The sequence below is a fragment of the Flavobacterium sp. LK-23 genome, assembly GCF_058135255.1.
In genome coordinates this window covers 1-19,174 of record NZ_JBYUVT010000010.1, presented here as the reverse complement: position 1 = coordinate 19,174, position 19,174 = coordinate 1, and the positions used below count along the sequence as shown (strand labels likewise).

Sequence of the window (19,174 nt, the reverse complement as noted above, 5' to 3'; positions counted from 1 at the left end):
TTTTTAAATATAATAAAAATCCACTTATTGATTATAAGAAATTTATGCTATTTTTGAGAACACAAATTTAAACCAACACCTCAAAAAGTAAGTTTCTTAAGATGAAAAAAAGCATCATTCTTTTATTAATTTGTTTTTCCTTTCAAATAGGAACTTCACAAAAAATCTATTTCGAAAAAAGCAATTACAAAGACAGTATAACTCTTAGCAAAAGCATACCGCTTCTTGCCAAAAAAGTACTTCCACTTTATAAAAATCCAAGCAGGGCTTCCTACTTGGACAATTATGCTAGAATACAATCTGTTGCAGGAGATTTTAAAGGAATGCACGAGACTTTTGTGACCTATTCGCAAGAAATTTTAGGCGATAGTATTGCCAATAGACCTTTAGGGTTTGTTTACAAAATTTATGGAAAAACAGCATCAAAAGAACCTAAAACAAAAGCTGATTTTGAAAAAGTTTTTACAACTGAGTTTTACAAATTATACAATACATTAAATACAGATGGAAAAAGCTGGGCAGAAGGATATTATGAATTAAAATTATCCGACATTAAAAAAGATTTTGAAACACAGCTTAAAGCGGTTCAGGATAATGACAGCATAAGTGTAGAAAATGCTGCGCAATTGTGCCGACAATATTCTCGCTATTTTATTTTAAGCAAAACACTGTCTCTTGCTCATAAAATAATTTCAAAAATAGAAGGTGATACCTATATAATAGACCGCGATATCATTATTACTTTGCCAAACGGAAGTACTATTTCTGCCACTATGGTCAGACTTAAAAATGTATCTGAACCACAGCCCGTGGTAATGAAATATAATATCTATGCAGGAAATGAAGTTAGCGACTGCAAAGAAATTGCGAATATGGGCTATGTAGGTTTTGTTGCCAACACACGCGGCAAACGTTTAAGCAATGATCCAATAGAACCTTACGAACACGATGGCGACGATGCGTATCATATTTTGGACTGGGTTAGCAAACAACAGTGGTGCAATGGTAAAATCGGATTATACGGCGGTAGTTATTTAGGATTTAGCCAATGGAGCGCGGTAAAAAAAGTACATCCTGCTTTAAAAACAATTGTACCGTTAGTTTCTGTTGGTGCAGGAATTGATTTTCCGATGCAAAATGGCATTTTTATGAGTTATGCTTTAAAATGGATTCATCTGGTTGCCAATACCAAATTAACAGATCTCAATAGCTTTTTGAACAGCAAAAAATGGGACGAAGTTTTTACGCAATATTATAAAACCGGAGCGAGTTTCCGTTCCTTAGACAAAATTGAAGGCAATCCTTCCCCGTTGTTTCAAAGATGGCTAGAACATCCTGCTTATGATAGCTACTGGCAGAATATGACGCCTCAAAAAGAAGCTTTTGCTAATATTAATATTCCGATTCTAAGCACAACTGGCTATTACGATGACGATCAGCTCGGAGCGATGTATTACTACAATCAATACCAAAAATATAATAAAAGCGATAATTATTATCTTATAATCGGGCCGTATGATCATGGCGGTTCACAAGGTACTCCCCGAAAAGAATTGGGAGGTTACACTATCGATGAGGCGGCAAATATTCCAATTAATGCCATTATTTTTCAATGGTTTGATTATATTTTGAAAGGTGCAAAACGTCCTGAAATTTTGAAGGATAAAGTAAACTTTGAAATTATGGGCAAAAATGAATGGAAAAGTGTTTCTTCGTTGGACAAAATGCACAATGATGACCTAACCTTTTATTTAAGCGGCAGCAATTCGAAATACTCCTTACAAAAAACAGCTCCTAAAAAAGCCATTTCTATTAACCAAACGGTTGATTTTACAGATCGATCTGAAATTAATATCTACAATGACGACTATGTAAATGGTTTTCCTAAAGTTATAGATTCGATTTTGAAACCCGAAAAACATCTATTGGTCTTTGAAAGTGATCCTCTTGAAAATGCAACTATAATTAGCGGTTCACTAAAAACATCGTTAAAAATAAGCACCAACAAAAAAGACATTGATGTCGAAATACAGCTTTACGAAAAAACAGCAAAAGGGCAATATTTTGCTTTAACCAATAATTTGCAAAGAGCAAGTTTTGCAAAAGACAGAACCAAAAGACAGTTATTGACTCCTAATAAGATAGAAACAATTGACATTGAACAAACTTTTATAATTTCTAAAGAATTAGAAAAAGGAAGTTCGATTGTAATCGTATTAGGAGCTAACAAAAATCCGAATTGGGAAGTTAATTACGGTACAGGTAAAAATGTGAGCGACGAAACTATTGCTGATGCTAAAGAACCTCTACAAATAAAATGGTATTCTGACAGCACCATTACAATTCCGATTTTAAAATTGTAGAACAGTATCTAATGGAAAAAACATATTCAGTTGTATTTTATTCTAAAACACTGGTTGAGCCCGTTAAAAAATTGAAGGACTTTTTAAGAAGCAAAATCAATTGGTACAACAGCTGCAATTCTGAAGCGCATATTACGATTTGTGAGTTTAAAATTGACGAATCCCAATTCGATGCAATCAAACAGAAGCTTTCTAAAATTTCGGATACTTTTACGCCTTTTCAAGTTTATTTTGAAGAATTTGGAGCTTATGAAAATGCTGGAGCTTTTTTTATGGTTCCTAATGAGAAGCCAAAAGCTAAATCAAAACCAAAAGTAAAAAAAACAGATAATGCTTTAAAAGAACCGATTAAAGGGAAGTCGAAACCGAAACCTAATGAAGACGAAATTGAACAATCTACATTAAAATCAATTATGAAAAAAACTCAGGAGACTTTAAAAGTCCCTGGTATGAAAAAAAGCAATGATCCTCATATGTCAATCGGACGAAGATTAACGCCAGAAAATCTTAAAATAGCTTCTGAGCTTTTTACCACAATTGATCTTCAATTTGAATGCAATGAAATTGTTTTAAGAGAGTTCGATCCCAAAGTAAAACAGTTTTTTGTGATTGATGCTTTTCCTTTTGGAAGTAATCCAGAACCTGAGTTTATGCAAGGGAGTTTGTTTTAAAAGTTTTGCCGCAAAGGCACTAAGGCACAAAGATTTTTTGTTTTTGCAAAATTGGTTGACAATAGGTAATCATTTTGGTTATAGCCCGTGGTTTCAACCACGGGAACTGTGAATTTGATTTGCATTGCGTTACAATTTGAGGGATCTTAAAAAAACTTTCCGCCTTAGCGACTTTGTGGCAAAAATTCGCATAACATTTTTTCGTATATTTGAATTTCGCAATTTACAAATATGAAATCCCTAGATTCCTTTTACCAAGATATTACCGAAGGCTCAACTGTTGATCCTACTTCTTTATTGCCAAACGACATTCAGAAAGAAATCGGGCATTTTAATGTTTTTGATATCAAAGAACTTTTGGAACGCATGAAAGGAAAGCCTGGAATGCCTTATGACCGCAGAGCGTATTACAAAATAAGTTTAATTAGAGGTCACAATAAAGCGGAATACGCAGACAAAGTAATCGAAATCGAAAAACAGGGATTGCTATTTGCAACTCCAAAAATTCCGTATAACTATTTACCACAAGACACCAATCAAGGCGGACAGTTTTGTGTTTTTACGAGTGAATTTTTATCTAAAAACAAAAGCGGAATTGATTTGGACGAACTCCCAATTTTCGCTTCAGACGGTTATCCGATTTTTCAGCTTTCAGATGAAGAAGTTTCAGAAGTAGAATTGATTTTCAATAAAATACAAAAGGAAATTAATTCTGATTATATTTACAAATATGATTTAATTCGAAATTATGTGGCGGAGTTAATTCACTTCGGACAAAAATTACAGCCTATTACAGCTTTATATTCTAAGCACAATTCGGCAGCAAGAGTTTCTTCTTTATTTGCTGAATTGTTAGAAAGACAATTCCCTATTGAGTCTCCAAATCAGCGATTAGAATTGAGAACAGCGAAAGATTTTGCAGAAAGATTATCCGTTCACGTAAATCATTTAAATAAGGTTTTAAAGGAAAACACCGGAAAAACCACAACCGAATTAATCAGCAACCGACTAACAAACGAAGCCAAAATACTTTTAAAACAAACCGATTGGAACATCTCTGAAATCGCTTATTCGCTTGGTTTTGAAGAATTAGCGCATTTCTCTAATTTCTTTAAAAAACAAACTTCTTATACGCCGATTGCTTTTAGAGCTTAAATTTTGTTTCAGGTTTCAGGTTTCAGTTTTCAGGTTTCGTAGAACTTTGTCAAAGTTTGAAACTTTGACAAAGTTTAACACAACGTTTTGGAATTTGGAATTTGAATTTTGGAATTTATCACTCGTGATTTGAATTTCGCAAACATCCATTTGATATTTACAACTCCCCAACTCTACTTCGCTCCTACCTTTGTCTCATCAAATTAAAAGAACGAAAAGATGAATTTATCAGACAACAAAATTTTAATCACTGGCGGTGCAAGTGGTATCGGACTTGGACTTGCTGAACGATTTATTCAGGAAAACAATACCGTGATCATTTGCGGCAGAAGAGAATCGGTTTTAAACGACGTAAAAGCAAAATTTCCTTCTATTATTACTAAAGTATGCGACTTATCTATAGAACAAGAACGAATCGCTCTTTACGAATGGATTGCTGCAAATCATCCTGATTTAAACGTTTTAATCAATAATGCAGGAATTCAAAAATGGGTTTCGGTTACTGATGCTAATTTCTACGAAAGTATGAAAGCTGAAATCAGCACCAATATTGAAGCTCCTTTGCATTTAACTTCCTTATTTATTCAGTTGCCATCGCTAAAAACAGTGATGAATGTAACTTCTGGATTAGCCTTTTCTCCTTTTGCAAAAGTTCCAGTTTATTCGGCTACAAAAGCATTTTTAAGATCGTTTACACTTTCGCTTCGTCATTTATTAAAAGAAAAAAATATTGAAGTAGTAGAAATTATTCCACCAGCTTTAAATACCGATTTAGGCGGAATCGGTCTTCACGATGCACATCCAAGCGTAAGCAGTTTTATCGAATCTATTTTCGAACAGCTAAAACAAGGCAGACAAGAACTGACTTTCGGCACAAGCGAAACCAGATTAAACGCAAGCGCAGAAGAATTGAGAAATCATTTTAATGCAATGCATCCGTAGTTTTAATTTAAACACATAGAAACATAGATTTTTGGAGTTAATAAAAAGGCGTTTCACTTTTAATAAAACACATAGCTATGTGTTAGAAACTAGTTTCTTTTTATAGTCTTTTAAAAGAGAAATAAAATCTATGTTTCTATGTGTTTAAATAATAAACTCAACGATTTGTCCTCCTGAGCGAAGTCGAAGGACATTATTACCTTAAAAGGTCTTCGACTCCGCTCAGACTGACAACAAACAGTAAATAATTCACAATTAACCATTCACAATTAACAATTAAAAAAATGGCAGTAAATACAAAAATAGCTCTAGTTACAGGCGGTAGCAGAGGTTTAGGAAAAAACATGGCAATTGCAATTGCAAAAAAAGGACTTGATGTAATTATCACGTACAACAGCAAAAAAGAAGAAGCTGATTTAGTAGTAAAAGAAATTGAAGAGTTAGGTCAAAAAGCAGCTTCATTACAATTAAACGTAGCTGAATCAAACACTTTTGATTCTTTCTTTAAAGAAGTAGAATCAACTTTAAAGAACACATTCAAAACCGATAAATTCGACTTTTTAGTAAACAATGCCGGAATTGGAATTCACAATTCTTTCATTGGAACGACCGAAGCTGAGTTTGATCAATTGACTAATATTCAGTTTAAAGGTCCGTTTTTCTTGACTCAAAAAGGATTAAACGCAATGAACGACGGTGGCGGAATTGTAAACATTTCGACAGGTTTAGCAAGATTTTCATTCCCAGGTTATGCGGCTTATGCATCTATGAAAGGAGCTATTGAAACTTTGACCAAATATCAGGCAAAAGAATTGGGTGCAAGAAAAATTAGAGCCAATGTTGTTGCTCCTGGCGCTATCGAAACTGATTTTGGTGGCGGAGTTGTTCGCGACAATGAGCAAATGAACCAACAAATTGCTTCTGTAACGGCTTTAGGAAGAGTTGGTCTTCCTGATGATATTGGCGGTGTTGTTGCCTTTTTATGTACTGAGGATTCTCGCTGGGTAAATGCACAACGAATCGAAGTTTCTGGTGGAATGATGTTATAAGAGGTTTCAAGTTTGAAGTTTGAAGTTTCAAGTTTCAGGTTTAACCGCAAAGAACGCTAGGGATTACGCAAGGTTCGCAAAGTTTATAGACAAAGCTTTGCGAACTTTGCGTTTATATAACATAAAGCTTAGAAAAAATCTTGCGCTCTTTGCGGTTATTCCAAATTCCAAGCTTCAGGTTTAACCGCAAAGAATGCCAAGGTTCGCAAAGTTTTTACATAAAGCTTTGCGAACTTTGCGTTTATATAGCATAAAGCTTAAAAAAAACTTGCGCTCTTTGCGGTTAAAACACACAAAGAATATCAACTTGAAACTTGAAACTTGAAACTTGAAACTTTAAACTTGAAACTTGAAACTTTAAACTTGAAACCTAAAAAAAACAAAACCCGATAAGTAACCAAAAACTCATCGGGTTTGTCATTTCAAATAATATTTGAATTAGTAAAGCATTTAGTTTTTTTCTACAGAGACATTAAAACCTCCCTCTGCGTCAAAAACAATATCATAAAATTTAGTATCTTTTTCTACACCGACTTCGTAGGTTGTTTTTTTCTTATCGTCTACCACCATTGCAATTTCTAGAATCGCTTTTGCTTTATAATTCTTTTTTAAATACGACTGTGCTTTTATCGGAAGCTGTTTAAACGGAATTTGCAATTCATACGCTTTCATGTTTCCGAGATTATCGTAAATCGCTACTGCTTTGGTTCTATCATCTACATTGTATCGCGCTTCATACCTGATCTCATCTGCGTCGTCACCAACATATTCTTCCGACCAGACTGGTACTTTTCCCGGATATTCCCTTTCAAAAGCAAATCGGATTTTTTCTGGAGGCGTGACCACTTTTTTCATATTGGTTCCCTCCTGCGCAATTAAAAAACTACTGCATAAAAAAGTAAAAGACAAAAGCACGTTTTTCATAGTTTCATTTTTTAAATTAGACTTTAATAACGTATTAAAATTACTACTTTTTTATTAAGATAACATGAAGAAATTAACATTTTTCATCTGCACGAAAAACGCCTTTAAAATCAAAGCTTTAGATTACAATTCAAGCTTTTTTAATCGATCTGTTAGTTCTCTTTTATACGTAATTCCGATTGGGATTCTTTCATTTTTAATGACCACAAAATCTTTTTCGGTTGCATCAATTTTATCCAGCGCTACGATGTACGATTTATGAATACGCATAAAACTCTTTTCGGGAAGACATTTTTCAAACTCTGTTGTCGTGATAGAAGCCAGATACGTTCTTTTGATGGTGTGAAGTTTTACGTAATTACCAAAACTCTGGGCGTATAAAAGCTGGTCCAATTCAATTCCCATTAAATAACCATCAACTTTTACACTTACTGAATTTACAGTTTCTTCTGTCTTTTGTTTGGTACTTTCAGTAGCAAAAAAACGGTCAATTGCTTTTAAAAATCTTGGAAAATAGATTGGTTTCAGTAAATAATCAATCACGCCGTAATCGTAGCTTTCCAATGCAAATTCAGAATAGGCTGTGGTTAAAATAGTTTTAGGATGCGTTGGAAGAATTTTAAGCAATTCCATTCCCGAAATTTCAGGCATATTGATATCCAGAAACATTAAATCGACTGAATTTTCTCTAAGGTAATTCATCGCTTCAATGCCGTTATATCCTTGAAAAACCAATTCTAACTGCGGGTTCTGCTTAATGTAATTAGCCAGAACATAATGTGCAGCGGGTTCATCATCAATTATAATACATCTTTTTGTTTCTCTCATCCTACAAACTTTTTTAGCTGTATTTCTAAATCAACAATGTAAGTCTTTTTATCGTCCTGAATGTCTAATTTATAGTCTTTTCCATAAATTAAATTCAAACGTTCGATCGTGTTTTTTAAACCAATTTTAGTCGAAATCACATCATTTTTCTTCGGAATTGAATTGGTAACATGAAGATGCAATAATCCATTTTCAACTTTAATAGCAATTTTTACAAAGCAGTTTTCAATAGCGCAAGTTCCGTGTTTAAATGCATTTTCTATAAACGCAATTAAAAGCATTGGCGAAATTTTATACGTGTAATCTTTGTCTACCGTACTGTCAAAAGTAATATCACAGCGATAACCAACACGTTCTTTTTCCAACTGAACATAACTGTTTATAAATTCGAGTTCGTCTTCTAAAGAAACACATTGTTTACTATTGCTTTCTAATTGATAACGCATTAACTGCGAAACCTTCATAATTAAATCTGGCGTTCTGTCTGGAAATTCCAGACTGATTCCGTACAATGTATTAAAAGTATTGAACAAAAAATGCGGATTTAATTGTCCTTTCAATGAATTTAATTGCATTTGATTGAACAATAAAGCCGCATCGGTTTGTTTTCTATGAATACGATAAAACTTAAAGACAATAATCGGACTCAGAATGCAGACCAAAGTTCCTAAAACACTTGCCAATTGGTACGCATAACTTCTCTGATGCGAGTTTTGATACAAATGGCATTTGGCAAACATATCCATCCTTGTAATTTCATACAAAATGACAGAAAATACAAAAACTCCAAAAAGCGTTAAAATGATATAGGTAAAAGGTTTGTTTGCTTTGAATAAAATAGGAAGCAGAAAAAAGCGATTAAACTGGGCATGCATGTACAAAACGCAATAGAAAAATATACCCATTGCAATAGAAATGAATGAACTAAATAACATCCAATCATTTTTTAGGGTATATATTGTAAAGGAGAAAAGGACAACGGCAACCTCCTGCCACCATTTGTTATCCAGTATGTTATCAATTTTTTTGTTCATTCTTAATTTTGAAATAGTTTACAAAGTACGAACAAATATTTAATTAATTTTTTCAAAAAATGACCAATTCAATTCGTCATTTACTAGTGCAGTACATCACTTAACCTGACTTTTATCAGCATAAGAGAAATAAATTTGTTGCTTCAAAAACATTTCTATTCACACCTTGAGTTTATGTATTTCAAAAAAATTACCTTATTATTTTTATTGATTTTTGCCTCAATCGGTTATGCTCAAACCCTGTCTTTAAAAGAAGCATTAAAGATAGGTCTTGAAAACTACGGTTCTATCCGAGCAAAAAACAATTACACCAATGCATCAAAAGAGACTCTAAAACAATCTCGACGTGATTATCTGCCGAACTTAAATTTATCGGCACAGCAGGATTACGGAACTGTAAACGGACAAAACGGACCGCTTTATGGTTTTGGAGGTTTAGGAGTTGCTTCATCAGGACTTCCGTTACCAGAACAAAACTGGAATTCGGCTTTTGGCGCACTTTATTTAGTCAACATGAACTGGGATTTTTTCACTTTCGGAAAAACACAGGAAAAAATCAATTTATCTAAAATTGATGTTCAGGCTAAAGAAAAAGATTTACAGCAGGAAAAATTCCAGCAGGAAATCAAAATTTCGGCTGCTTATCTCAATCTATTGGCGAGCCAGAGATTAGTGATTTCACAGCAAAAGAACTTAGATCGTGCAGAAGTTTTCAAAAAGACTGCTGCAGCGAGAGTTAAAAACGGATTATTGGCCGGAGTCGATTCTACTTTGGCTACAGCCGAGGTTTCTAAAGCTAAAATTGCTTTAAACCTTGCTAGAAACTTCGTTAAAGAACAAAACAACAAATTAGTCGATTTAATGGGCGTTGCGCCTCAGGATTTCGTTACAGATACTTTATTTGTAACTCAGATTCCGAAGGAATTAGTAACAAAAGAAGCTTCTACAGATAGTCTTCATCCTTTATTACAATTCTATAAAACGAAAATCGATTACAGCAACCAGCAGGTTAAATTGTATAAGAGATTTTATTATCCGACCATGAGTGCTTTTGGGGTTTTACAAACCAGAGCTTCGGGATTTGAGAATACTTATGCTACAGACCAAAATGCCTTTAGCAGAAACTATTGGGATGGCGTAAATCCGGATCGTACCAATTATTTGGTTGGTGTTGGAATTACATGGAATTTAACCACTCCTTTTAGATCAAGCAAACAAGTTAGCGCTCAGAAATTTGTTTCTCAGGCATTGCAGGAAGAATACAATCAGGCCGATAGAGAATTGAAATCGCAATTGAATTTTGCCGAAGATAAGATCAAAATTACTTTAGAAAATTATGCCGAAGCGCCTATTCAAGTTGATGCGGCAAAAAGAGCTTATGTACAGAAATCAACTTTATACAAAAACGGTTTAACTGATTTGACTGATTTAACACAAACGATGTATGTTTTAAATCGCGCTGAAATCGATCAAGATATTGTCAATAATAATGTGTGGCAATCGTACTTATTGAAAGTCGCTGCGACAGGAAATTTTGACTTATTTATAAATGAATTTTAATTATAAATCCTAATGAATTTAATACGTTTTGCACTCCGCAAACCCATCTCCATATTAGTATTGGTTGCGGGTCTATTTTTCTTCGGAATTGGTGCCATCAAAGACATTAAGGTAGACATTCTGCCCAAAATGAATTTGCCGGTTATCTATATCGCGCATCCGTTTGGAGGTTACACGCCAGACCAGATGGAGGCTTATTTTGCCAAAAACTACGTAAACGTTTTACCTTTTTCGAATGGTATCAAATCGGTAGAAACTAAAAATATTCAAGGGTTAATGATTATGAAATTAACCTATTATGAAGGAACCAACATGGCTCAGGCGGCTGCCGAGTTAAGTGCGCTTTCAAACAGAATCCAAGCGGTTTTCCCTCCGGGAACACAGCCTCCGTTTATCATTCGTTTTGATGCTTCTTCACTGCCAATCGGACAATTGGTTTTGAGCAGTAAAATACGTTCAAACAACGAATTACAGGATTTGGCCAACGTTTATGTTCGTGCTTCTTTTACTTCGATTCCTGGTTTATTATCTCCAGCTCCATTTGGAGGAAGTCCAAGAACTATTGAGGTAAACGTAGATCCAGATTTATTGCGTTCTCATAATATGACGCCAGATCAAATCGTGGAAGCGATTCGTTTAAACAACCAAACGGCTCCATCTGGTAACGTACGTATGGGCGACAAAAACTATATTACGCCAACCAATAATACGATTAAAGAAATTAAAGATTTTGAGCAGATTCCGTTATTCAAAGGCGGTGTTCAAAACTTAAAACTAGGCGATGTTGCCAATGTAAAAGACGGTGCCGATATCACGGCAGGTTACGCATTAGTAAACGGAAAACGTTCGGTTTATATCAGTATTGCAAAAGCGGGCGACGCTTCTACTTGGGATGTGGTTCAGAAATTGAAAAAAGAGCTTCCTAAAATTCAAAGTACGCTTCCTGAAGATGTAAACATTACGTACGAATTTGACCAGTCGGTTTATGTAATCAACTCGGTTAAAAGTTTGATTACCGAAGGAATTATCGGTGCGGTTCTAACTGGTTTAATGGTTTTATTATTCTTGGGCGACCGTCGTGCCGCTTTAATCGTAATTATGACAATTCCGATTTCGATTATTTCTGGAGTTTTATTCCTGAAATTATTCGGACAGACGATTAACTTAATGTCTCTTTCAGGATTGGCTTTGGCAATTGGTATTTTGGTGGATGAAAGTACCGTAACCATCGAAAATATTCACCAGCATCTCGACATGGGAAAACCCAAGGCACTCGCCATTTGGGATGCCTGTCAGGAAATTGCTTTGCCTAAATTGTTGATCCTTCTTTGTATTCTAGCCGTATTTGCACCAGCCTTTACCATGGTCGGAATTCCGGGAGCGTTGTTCTTGCCATTGGCTTTAGCAATCGGATTCTCAATGGTAATTTCATTCTTGCTTTCGCAGACTTTTGTTCCTGTAATGGCCAACTGGATGATGAAAGGTCATGAAAAACACGCACACGAACCAAACATTACAGACGACGAAGCAGAGTTTAACGCCTGCGGATTAACGCCTGAATCGGAGCAGAATTTAATTGGTCAGAAAAAAGATTTGGTTGAAAGAGAAGATTTCAATAACGACGGAAAAGTAAGCGGTTTTGAAAAATTCAGAAATCGTTTCATGCGAACTTTAGATCGTTTGTTTGTTCATAAAAAAGCAACGACTATTATTTATCTAACAGGATCCATTATTCTGGCGATTGTATTTCTTACTTTTATCGGAAAAGACGTTTTCCCGAGAACCAATTCTAGTCAGTTTCAATTGAGAATGCGCGCTGTTGACGGAACGCGTTTGGAAAGAACCGAAGAACAAGCCAGAGTTGTTTTAAAAGAATTGGAAAAAATGGTGGGTAAAGATCATATCGGAATTACGTCTGTATATGTCGGCCAGCACCCTTCTCTGTTCTCGATCAACCCGATTTATCTATTCATGGCAGGTTCTCATGAAGCAGTTTTTCAAGTGAGTTTAAAAGACTATCATGAAGATATGGATGATTTTAAAGATGAGTTTAGAGCAAGACTTAAAAAAGTATTGCCAGACACCAAACTTTCTTTTGAGCCAATCGAATTGACGGATAAAGTTTTAAGCCAGGGTTCTCCTACTCCAATTGAGATTCGAGTGGCCGGAAAAGACAAAAAACGAAACGAATTATACGCGACTCAAATTGTAGACAAACTAAAAGCGATTTCGTATTTCAGAGACGTACAGATTGGTCAGCCCATTCATTATCCAGCAATGAATATTGATATTGACAGAACTCGCGCTGCCGAATTAGGAGTTGATATGAATGATATTTCGCGTTCATTGGTGGCTTCAACCTCATCTTCTCGTTATACCGAAAAAAATAACTGGGTAGACGAAAAAGCAGGATTATCGTATTCTGTTCAGGTTCAAGTACCATTAAATAAAATGAAAAGCAAAACCGATATTGGAGAAATTCCGGTATTGAAAAACTCGCTTCGTCCTGTTTTAAGCGACGTTGCCAAAATTACACCGGGCTTTGTAAGCGGTGAAAACGACAATTTAGGAGCCATGCCATACATTACCGTTACGGCAAACATCTACCAAACCGATTTAGGTACGGCTACAAAAGATGTGGGCAAAACAATTAGCGCTTTGGGCGAATTACCTCGTGGTTTGTTTATTACGCCAATTGGACTAAGTACTGTATTGACCGAAACATTAAGCAGTTTACAAACAGGATTATTGGTTGCCATTTTTGTAATCTTCTTAATGTTGGCTGCTAATTTCCAATCGTTTAAAGTTTCGTTGGTTATTTTAACGACAGTTCCTGCGGTAGTTTTAGGATCTTTATTAATGTTAACTATTACAGGTTCTACATTAAATTTACAATCGTATATGGGAATCATTATGTCCGTCGGAGTTTCTATTGCCAACGCCGTTTTATTGGTTACGAATGCCGAACAGCTTCGAAAAATAAACGGAAATGCGTTAGAATCTGCGCGTGAAGCTGCTGCGTTACGTCTTCGTCCAATTATCATGACTTCGGTTGCGATGATTGCGGGAATGTTGCCAATGGCAATTGGACACGGCGAAGGAGGCGATCAGGTTTCTCCGTTAGGAAGAGCGGTTATTGGCGGATTATTATTTTCTACTTTTGCCGTATTATTAATCCTTCCGCAGATATTTGCGTGGGCACAAGAAAAAACATCGACACAATCTGTTTCTTTAGATCCTGAAGACGAAGAAAGCATCCATTATATCTCATCATTAAAACCAAAAAATGAACACTAAAATTATAAAATATAGCCCGCTGTTTCTAGCAGCAGTATTTTTCCTGAACAGCTGTAATTCTAAAAAAGAAGAAACAGTAAAAGCGGAAATCGAACCTAAAGTAGAAACTTTCGCTTTAGCGAAAGAAAAACTAACAACAGAATTGCGTTTACCAGCCGAATTAACCGGTTTCCAACAAGTTGATTTGTATGCAAAAGTGAGCAGTTTCGTAAAATTATTGAAAGTTGATATTGGTACGAAAGTAAAAAAGGGACAGCTTTTAATCGTTTTAGAAGCACCAGAAATCAGTTCGCAATTGGCTGCAGCCGAATCGAGATTGAAATCTATGGAAGCGATTTATGCAACCAGCAAAAGCACGTACAACCGTTTGTATGAAACAAGCAAAGTAGAAGGAACGATTTCTAAAAACGATTTAGAAATGGCAAGCGGTAAAAAGAATTCTGATTACGCACAATACCAAGCAGCAATTGCAGCTCATAAAGAAATTGCGATTATGAGAGGTTATCTTGAAATTCGTGCTCCTTTTGATGGCGTTGTAGCAGCTAGAAATGTGAATTTAGGAACATTTGTTGGCCCGGCAGGAAAAGGTTCAGATTTGCCTTTATTAACGATTCAGGAGCAAAGTAAATTGCGTTTGGCGGTTTCGGTTCCAGAACTATATACAGGATATTTACACCCAGGCGACGAAATGAGTTTTAATGTAAAATCGTTACCAGAAACATTTACAGCAAAAATTACCAGAATGTCTGGCGCTTTAGATTTGAAACTACGCTCAGAAAGAGTTGAAATGGACGTTCACAACACCAAAGGAAATTTATTGCCTGGAATGGTTGCCGAAGTTTTGTTACCGCTTAACGCGAAAGACAGTACGTTTGTAGTGCCAAAATCGGCAGTGGTGAATTCTGCAGAAGGTTTATATGTGGTGAAAGTGGTAAACCACAAAGCGACAAGAGTTGACATTAAAAAAGGAAGAGAAATCGAAGATAAAATCGAAATTTTCGGCGATTTGACTCCAAACGATAAACTGGTAAAAATTGCCAGCGAAGAAACTAAGGAAGGCGATGTCATAAACGAATAACCTGCGTTTTAGTCTTCAATTTAGTGATTACCAAAAACTGTACGCATTCTTAGGAATGCAAATTTAAAAATTTGCCTTATGACAGTTCCTCTTTGTGGAGGGACTGTTTTTTTTGTTTATATACATAAAAGTGCTAAAAAAAAGCCTTTGAACTTTTCAAATTTTGAATATTTGTTTTTTAAGCATAACTATGAGGTTCTATTAAATTTTATTTAAAACAGATAAACAGGTAAAAATACCTGATTATCTGTTTTAATAAATTCAATATTTTTGGATTAACAAATTAAGGAACAAAATTATTTCGATAATAATTAATGATTTTATCGCAAATAAAAGTTTACTTAAATTTAAGTTAATCATAACTTGGAAATTTTTCCTTTTTTAACGAAATACCATAATCTTTTTTTTAACAATTAAAGAAGTAAACAAAATCTTACTAAACTTAAAAATAAAAATTCAATTTTCCAAACCTAAATAGAAATTATGTACAAAATAATTGTAATATTACTAAAAATTACTTTACTCTATGTTTGATTTAACAATTAAAAACTTTCGAAGTTTCAAAGATCAAGATTTCTCGTTTTCAAAAATAAATATCTTGATTGGTGAAAATAGCTCAGGAAAAAGTAGTTTGCTTAAATTTTTTCTTGCACTTAAGCAAACTCTTAGTTCACAAAATAATACTGAAACAAATTTCGCTTTTTCTGGTCAATACGCTGATTTAGGTAATTACAAGGAGACAATATTCTATAATCAAGAGGATCTCCCTCTTTCTTTTGCATTTTCTCTTTACGAATTTGATCCTTACTTCTTTAGTTTTGTCAAAAATGTAAATTTTGGATCAATCCGACGTATAAAATCATCTTTAGGAAACGCTGCTGAAAAATCTACAAATGTAAGTTTCTCACTCACTAAAGAATTGAATAATCATGAATCAATAAATTGTTTTATAGAAAATGAAGCACTAGGAAAAATAACTTTTTTATTTATTAAAGCGCAAGATTCTAACAAAAATATATTTCTTGAAACTTCCAAACCATGTTCTTTAGTATTTGAAGATTATCGAACTAAGCAAAAATTTACTTTGAATAATTTACGCTTTGAGAAAGATGGCTTTTTGACACTTGTACAAGCTTCTACCTTAGAAGCTTCAATCTTAAAATTATTAGACTTACCTTCACCTGCAAAAGACTTGTTAGGAGAAAATCAATTAAATTACGAATCTGTTTTTTATCCAATTTCATATCTTCTTATTGCTCAAAATTATTTGCAACGTAATATTGAGAAAATGGAATATATTAATCCAATCAAGACAGCGCCTAATCGAATTTATTTTGCTAGAGATGCCAAAGATAGTTCACACATTAACGATATTGAAGATTTTGTTCATTTTTTCAGTAAAGAAAATGAGCAAACAAAAATATTATTAGGAGTATTTATAAGTATATTGAAAAATTTTGGGATTTTAGATGACTTAGAAATCCTTAATGATCCAAAGCTTCCTGTTCGTGAGTTAAGAGTAAAAATTAAAGATCATTTTAGTAACATAACTGATGTAGGATATGGAGTGTCATTACAACTTCCAATAATTTTAAAATGCTTTTTAGCCGAAATTCTTCCGGAACGTCATGGGTCTATAATTTTAATAGAACAACCAGAAGTTCATTTACACCCAAAACTACATGCAAAACTAATAGATACTTTATTAATGTTATCCAAAAGAACGACTTATGTAATCGAAACACATAGTGAACATATTCTTAGAAAACTTCAAGTTGCAGTAAAAGAGAAAAAAGCAGAGTTAACTCCTGAAAGCGTAAGTATTCATTACTTAATTCGCGAAGAAAATAGTAAAGTTACCGCTCACAAAATTCAACAGGATGGGAAACTAATTCCTTCTTTTCCATCTGGTTTTTTTGACAATTCATATCAACTCTCAAGAGCTTTATTGGATTAATCATGGAAATATTATTAACACCACAACTAGTGAAAATTTACATTAATACTAGATCAAAATTCCAAAAAACAACAGAAGAACAATTAGTAAGCCAAGTCTTTGAAACTAAAACCAATCATTTTGTTTTAAATAAAGCACTACTAGATTTATTCGAACAAGAATTCCCTGAAAATACGTCTGAACGTGATTTTTTCAGAGATGAATTTGCAACTTTTATAAATAATCAATCTATTAGCATTTCAGCATCTGGTGGTAATTTGCAGTTGTTGCTCCAAGCAATGGAAAGAAAATATCTTGCACTTTCCCGAAATCAAACATATGTTAATCTTTCATTTAACGATATTGACTCAACACAATCAAAATTTTCTGCAACACTTTCAAACTTGAACAATCAACGTGATTATTTATTTTATGATTTAGCAGCAAGAGGTAAAATGGGACTTACTTTTTGGCAACACAACTTTCAAACAAATTTAGAAATTCAAACATTTTTTAATTATTTATATGATTTACGCCAAGGAGATAATGTAGATATATTTGATGCTTTTACAAATTTCAGTCATAGTTATCACGATAAGATGATAAATGAAAGTGCGCGCTTTAATTATTATACAAAATCTATTTATAATACGGTAGAAAGAAATGATAATAAGAATGAAATTGTTGCTAAATATTTACGTGTCACTGTTCGTCGAGCAAGACGTAGCCAAATTCATGAGCGGAGAATAATGTTTATGGATATGATTATTGAAGTTAGTAACGATTGGCAAAATTTATTGATTGAAGAACCAACCTGGAAAATAGACATATTTATTTGTGAAGAAACTTGTAGCAAAATATCATCAAAGAAACCTTTATTTAGAGCCTAATATTTCCATAAATACATTATAAATAATTCGCAATTTACTTATGCTGACTTTCTTTTGTAAGCATAAATTAATCAAAATAAAAACCTCGATTCTTAAAAAAATCGAGGTTTTTAAATTTAATAAATCTTTACTCCTCACTCAAATAAGGATTCAAAATCTCTGCCAATTCATTGAGCCAATAATAATTGTCTTCAAAATTGGTTAGTCCAATTTGGAGGGTTTCGTGTTGTCGCATTACGCCGAGAGCTAAAATGCAATTTACTTGTCTTAAGATTTTAGCCATATCTTCAGGATCTATAATATGGTTAAAAAAATCAATCAGCCTTGTTTCGGCTTCTTTGGAAAGGGTGTTAGTTTTCATAAAGTGAAGAATTTAAGAAAAACCCTCATACCTTAGTAGTCTTACGCTTCTTCACGGCGTCAAAGTCCTTTCGGAGCTTTACTACATAGCACGAGGGCAAATTTTTATGTTGTCTTAATGTGAAGATTTAAGAACTTCAAATGTAAGAAAACTTTTTAAAAAAGTAAGAAAAATATTATTTTAAAATAGCTTTAAAAATAATTAAAATCTCTAACCATATATAAGAGAATAATCACGCCATGCTTCAAAAATCGTTGTAAAATGAAGAGTTGGTATAATAAGATCAGGTTCGATAGCATTATCATTTTGCCAAGCTCTTGCATCTTTGTATATTTTTGTTTCCAAAATATTAATATCAGCAAAATATTGACTTTCTGTAATTTCCCCACCTCTTTCTATTTCTCCATTTATAACGGTATAAATATGTTCGTCTAAAAATTTCTGAACTTCCTCTAATTCCTTATAGTCATTTATGTAAGCTGTTAACCATGTGTATTTAGTATTAATCATTTTACCCCACATGATATAGAATTGTACTTCATAGTCGCCGAGTATGTCCATAGTTTTAGATTAAAATATACTACAAATATAAATTAATATAAAATCTTATTTTTTACAAAAGAGAGAAAGTAGAAAAATGAAATATTGTAGTGATGTATATTGCGTTCGTTAGTTGCTACACTTGAGCGCTAGCAAGGAGAAATCTATATTTCAGGAGGTATTTATCGCATTTTTGTCATTTCGACGTGAGGAGACACGAGCGATAGCGAACAGGCGAAGCAAATCTTCGCGAGAAACTCCGCAAAGTGAGTTGACAATCTTTGTCGAGCTACTTGTGGAGATTTCTCGTTCCTCGAAATGACAAACTAAACGAATAGACAAATTGAACACCTTTGTCAGGCTGAGCGAAGTCGAAGCCCCGCAATCTAAATAGCCAATCTTTGTCGAGCTACTTGTGGAGATTTGCTTCGCCTGTTCGCTATCGCTCGGGTCTCCCTTCGGTCGAAATTGTAAAGGTTAGATAATTCGGTAACAAAATTTAACTTTAATAAATTTTGTTGCGATGAGAAATAACAGTCAGGATTC

15 protein-coding genes are annotated in these 19,174 nt (G+C 34.0%); 10 read left to right on the top strand and 5 right to left on the bottom strand.

Annotated features, from left to right (window positions below; all coding sequences use genetic code 11):
• The first annotated feature begins 101 nt into the window (after window positions 1-101).
• The 5 genes from AC3Y25_RS15400 to AC3Y25_RS15380 all read left to right on the top strand — a co-directional run bounded on the left by AC3Y25_RS15400 (window position 102) and on the right by AC3Y25_RS15380 (window position 6,180).
• Window positions 102-2,363 (top strand): CocE/NonD family hydrolase, encoded by a 2,262-nt coding sequence (locus tag AC3Y25_RS15400; RefSeq protein WP_489903330.1) that lies wholly within the window; start codon window positions 102-104, stop codon window positions 2,361-2,363.
• An 11-nt stretch (window positions 2,364-2,374) separates the two neighbouring features.
• The gene (locus tag AC3Y25_RS15395) at window positions 2,375-3,034 is read left to right on the top strand and encodes a 2'-5' RNA ligase family protein (RefSeq protein WP_489903329.1); all 660 of its coding nucleotides are present in this window, start codon (window positions 2,375-2,377) and stop codon (window positions 3,032-3,034) included.
• Between the two features lie 231 nt (window positions 3,035-3,265).
• Entirely contained in the window at window positions 3,266-4,189 is a 924-nt protein-coding gene (locus tag AC3Y25_RS15390) for a helix-turn-helix domain-containing protein (protein WP_202004485.1), read from the top strand.
• A gap of 219 nt (window positions 4,190-4,408) precedes the next feature.
• On the top strand, window positions 4,409-5,131 hold the full coding sequence (locus AC3Y25_RS15385; RefSeq protein ID WP_489903328.1) for an SDR family oxidoreductase: 723 nt from the start codon (window positions 4,409-4,411) through the stop codon (window positions 5,129-5,131).
• Window positions 5,132-5,415: 284 nt separating this feature from the next.
• Window positions 5,416-6,180 carry an SDR family oxidoreductase gene (locus tag AC3Y25_RS15380; RefSeq protein WP_489903327.1) on the top strand — a complete coding sequence of 255 codons (765 nt, stop codon included), beginning with the start codon at window positions 5,416-5,418 and terminating at the stop codon, window positions 6,178-6,180.
• Between the two features lie 450 nt (window positions 6,181-6,630).
• Here AC3Y25_RS15380 and AC3Y25_RS15375 read toward each other — a convergent pair whose 3' ends face one another.
• The 3 genes from AC3Y25_RS15375 to AC3Y25_RS15365 form a co-directional block, all read right to left on the bottom strand.
• On the bottom strand, window positions 6,631-7,104 hold the full coding sequence (locus AC3Y25_RS15375) for a hypothetical protein (RefSeq protein ID WP_250836471.1): 474 nt from the start codon (window positions 7,102-7,104) through the stop codon (window positions 6,631-6,633).
• Between the two features lie 123 nt (window positions 7,105-7,227).
• Complete coding sequence (locus AC3Y25_RS15370; RefSeq protein WP_489903326.1) at window positions 7,228-7,932, bottom strand: LytR/AlgR family response regulator transcription factor; 705 nt, start codon at window positions 7,930-7,932, stop codon at window positions 7,228-7,230.
• The gene (locus tag AC3Y25_RS15365) at window positions 7,929-8,966 is read right to left on the bottom strand and encodes a sensor histidine kinase (protein WP_427874302.1); all 1,038 of its coding nucleotides are present in this window, start codon (window positions 8,964-8,966) and stop codon (window positions 7,929-7,931) included. Before AC3Y25_RS15365 ends, AC3Y25_RS15370 begins: the two co-directional genes overlap by 4 nt.
• Window positions 8,967-9,140: 174 nt before the next feature.
• Here AC3Y25_RS15365 and AC3Y25_RS15360 point away from each other — a divergent pair, with 174 nt between their 5' ends.
• From AC3Y25_RS15360 to AC3Y25_RS15340, 5 genes are all read left to right on the top strand, one after another.
• Entirely contained in the window at window positions 9,141-10,526 is a 1,386-nt protein-coding gene (locus AC3Y25_RS15360) for a TolC family protein (RefSeq protein WP_489903325.1), read from the top strand.
• 12 nt (window positions 10,527-10,538) lie between these two features.
• The gene (locus tag AC3Y25_RS15355; protein WP_489903324.1) at window positions 10,539-13,823 is read left to right on the top strand and encodes an efflux RND transporter permease subunit; all 3,285 of its coding nucleotides are present in this window, start codon (window positions 10,539-10,541) and stop codon (window positions 13,821-13,823) included.
• Window positions 13,813-14,901: an efflux RND transporter periplasmic adaptor subunit gene (locus AC3Y25_RS15350; protein ID WP_489903323.1), complete on the top strand. Its 1,089-nt coding sequence runs from the start codon at window positions 13,813-13,815 to the stop codon at window positions 14,899-14,901. The genes AC3Y25_RS15355 and AC3Y25_RS15350 overlap by 11 nt, the downstream gene beginning before the upstream one ends.
• Window positions 14,902-15,427: 526 nt before the next feature.
• Window positions 15,428-16,858, top strand: a complete 1,431-nt coding sequence (locus AC3Y25_RS15345; protein WP_489903322.1) for a DUF3696 domain-containing protein — start codon at window positions 15,428-15,430, stop codon at window positions 16,856-16,858.
• A 2-nt stretch (window positions 16,859-16,860) separates the two neighbouring features.
• Window positions 16,861-17,727: a hypothetical protein gene (locus AC3Y25_RS15340; RefSeq protein ID WP_489903321.1), complete on the top strand. Its 867-nt coding sequence runs from the start codon at window positions 16,861-16,863 to the stop codon at window positions 17,725-17,727.
• A 127-nt stretch (window positions 17,728-17,854) separates the two neighbouring features.
• On the opposite strand, the gene AC3Y25_RS15335 is transcribed toward AC3Y25_RS15340, so the two are convergent.
• Together AC3Y25_RS15335 and AC3Y25_RS15330 are read right to left on the bottom strand one after the other, a co-directional pair.
• A complete protein-coding gene (locus AC3Y25_RS15335) occupies window positions 17,855-18,088 on the bottom strand; it encodes a hypothetical protein (RefSeq protein ID WP_489903320.1) in 234 nt (77 codons plus the stop codon).
• Window positions 18,089-18,298: 210 nt separating this feature from the next.
• Window positions 18,299-18,649 (bottom strand): hypothetical protein, encoded by a 351-nt coding sequence (locus tag AC3Y25_RS15330; protein WP_482501963.1) that lies wholly within the window; start codon window positions 18,647-18,649, stop codon window positions 18,299-18,301.
• Between the last annotated feature and the right edge of the window lie 525 nt (window positions 18,650-19,174).

What these genes read in the sequence shown, in the direction of transcription:
- AC3Y25_RS15335 (WP_489903320.1), bottom strand. Translation starts at nt 18,088, where the DNA reads ATGAAAACTAACACCCTTTCCAAAGAAGCCGAAACAAGGCTGATTGAT.
- AC3Y25_RS15345 (WP_489903322.1), top strand. Translation starts at nt 15,428, where the DNA reads ATGTTTGATTTAACAATTAAAAACTTTCGAAGTTTCAAAGATCAAGAT.
- AC3Y25_RS15390 (WP_202004485.1), top strand. Translation starts at nt 3,266, where the DNA reads ATGAAATCCCTAGATTCCTTTTACCAAGATATTACCGAAGGCTCAACT.
- AC3Y25_RS15360 (WP_489903325.1), top strand. Translation starts at nt 9,141, where the DNA reads ATGTATTTCAAAAAAATTACCTTATTATTTTTATTGATTTTTGCCTCA.
- AC3Y25_RS15365 (WP_427874302.1), bottom strand. Translation starts at nt 8,966, where the DNA reads ATGAACAAAAAAATTGATAACATACTGGATAACAAATGGTGGCAGGAG.
- AC3Y25_RS15330 (WP_482501963.1), bottom strand. Translation starts at nt 18,649, where the DNA reads ATGGACATACTCGGCGACTATGAAGTACAATTCTATATCATGTGGGGT.
- AC3Y25_RS15350 (WP_489903323.1), top strand. Translation starts at nt 13,813, where the DNA reads ATGAACACTAAAATTATAAAATATAGCCCGCTGTTTCTAGCAGCAGTA.
- AC3Y25_RS15385 (WP_489903328.1), top strand. Translation starts at nt 4,409, where the DNA reads ATGAATTTATCAGACAACAAAATTTTAATCACTGGCGGTGCAAGTGGT.
- AC3Y25_RS15380 (WP_489903327.1), top strand. Translation starts at nt 5,416, where the DNA reads ATGGCAGTAAATACAAAAATAGCTCTAGTTACAGGCGGTAGCAGAGGT.
- AC3Y25_RS15395 (WP_489903329.1), top strand. Translation starts at nt 2,375, where the DNA reads ATGGAAAAAACATATTCAGTTGTATTTTATTCTAAAACACTGGTTGAG.
- AC3Y25_RS15355 (WP_489903324.1), top strand. Translation starts at nt 10,539, where the DNA reads ATGAATTTAATACGTTTTGCACTCCGCAAACCCATCTCCATATTAGTA.
- AC3Y25_RS15340 (WP_489903321.1), top strand. Translation starts at nt 16,861, where the DNA reads ATGGAAATATTATTAACACCACAACTAGTGAAAATTTACATTAATACT.
- AC3Y25_RS15370 (WP_489903326.1), bottom strand. Translation starts at nt 7,932, where the DNA reads ATGAGAGAAACAAAAAGATGTATTATAATTGATGATGAACCCGCTGCA.
- AC3Y25_RS15375 (WP_250836471.1), bottom strand. Translation starts at nt 7,104, where the DNA reads ATGAAAAACGTGCTTTTGTCTTTTACTTTTTTATGCAGTAGTTTTTTA.
- AC3Y25_RS15400 (WP_489903330.1), top strand. Translation starts at nt 102, where the DNA reads ATGAAAAAAAGCATCATTCTTTTATTAATTTGTTTTTCCTTTCAAATA.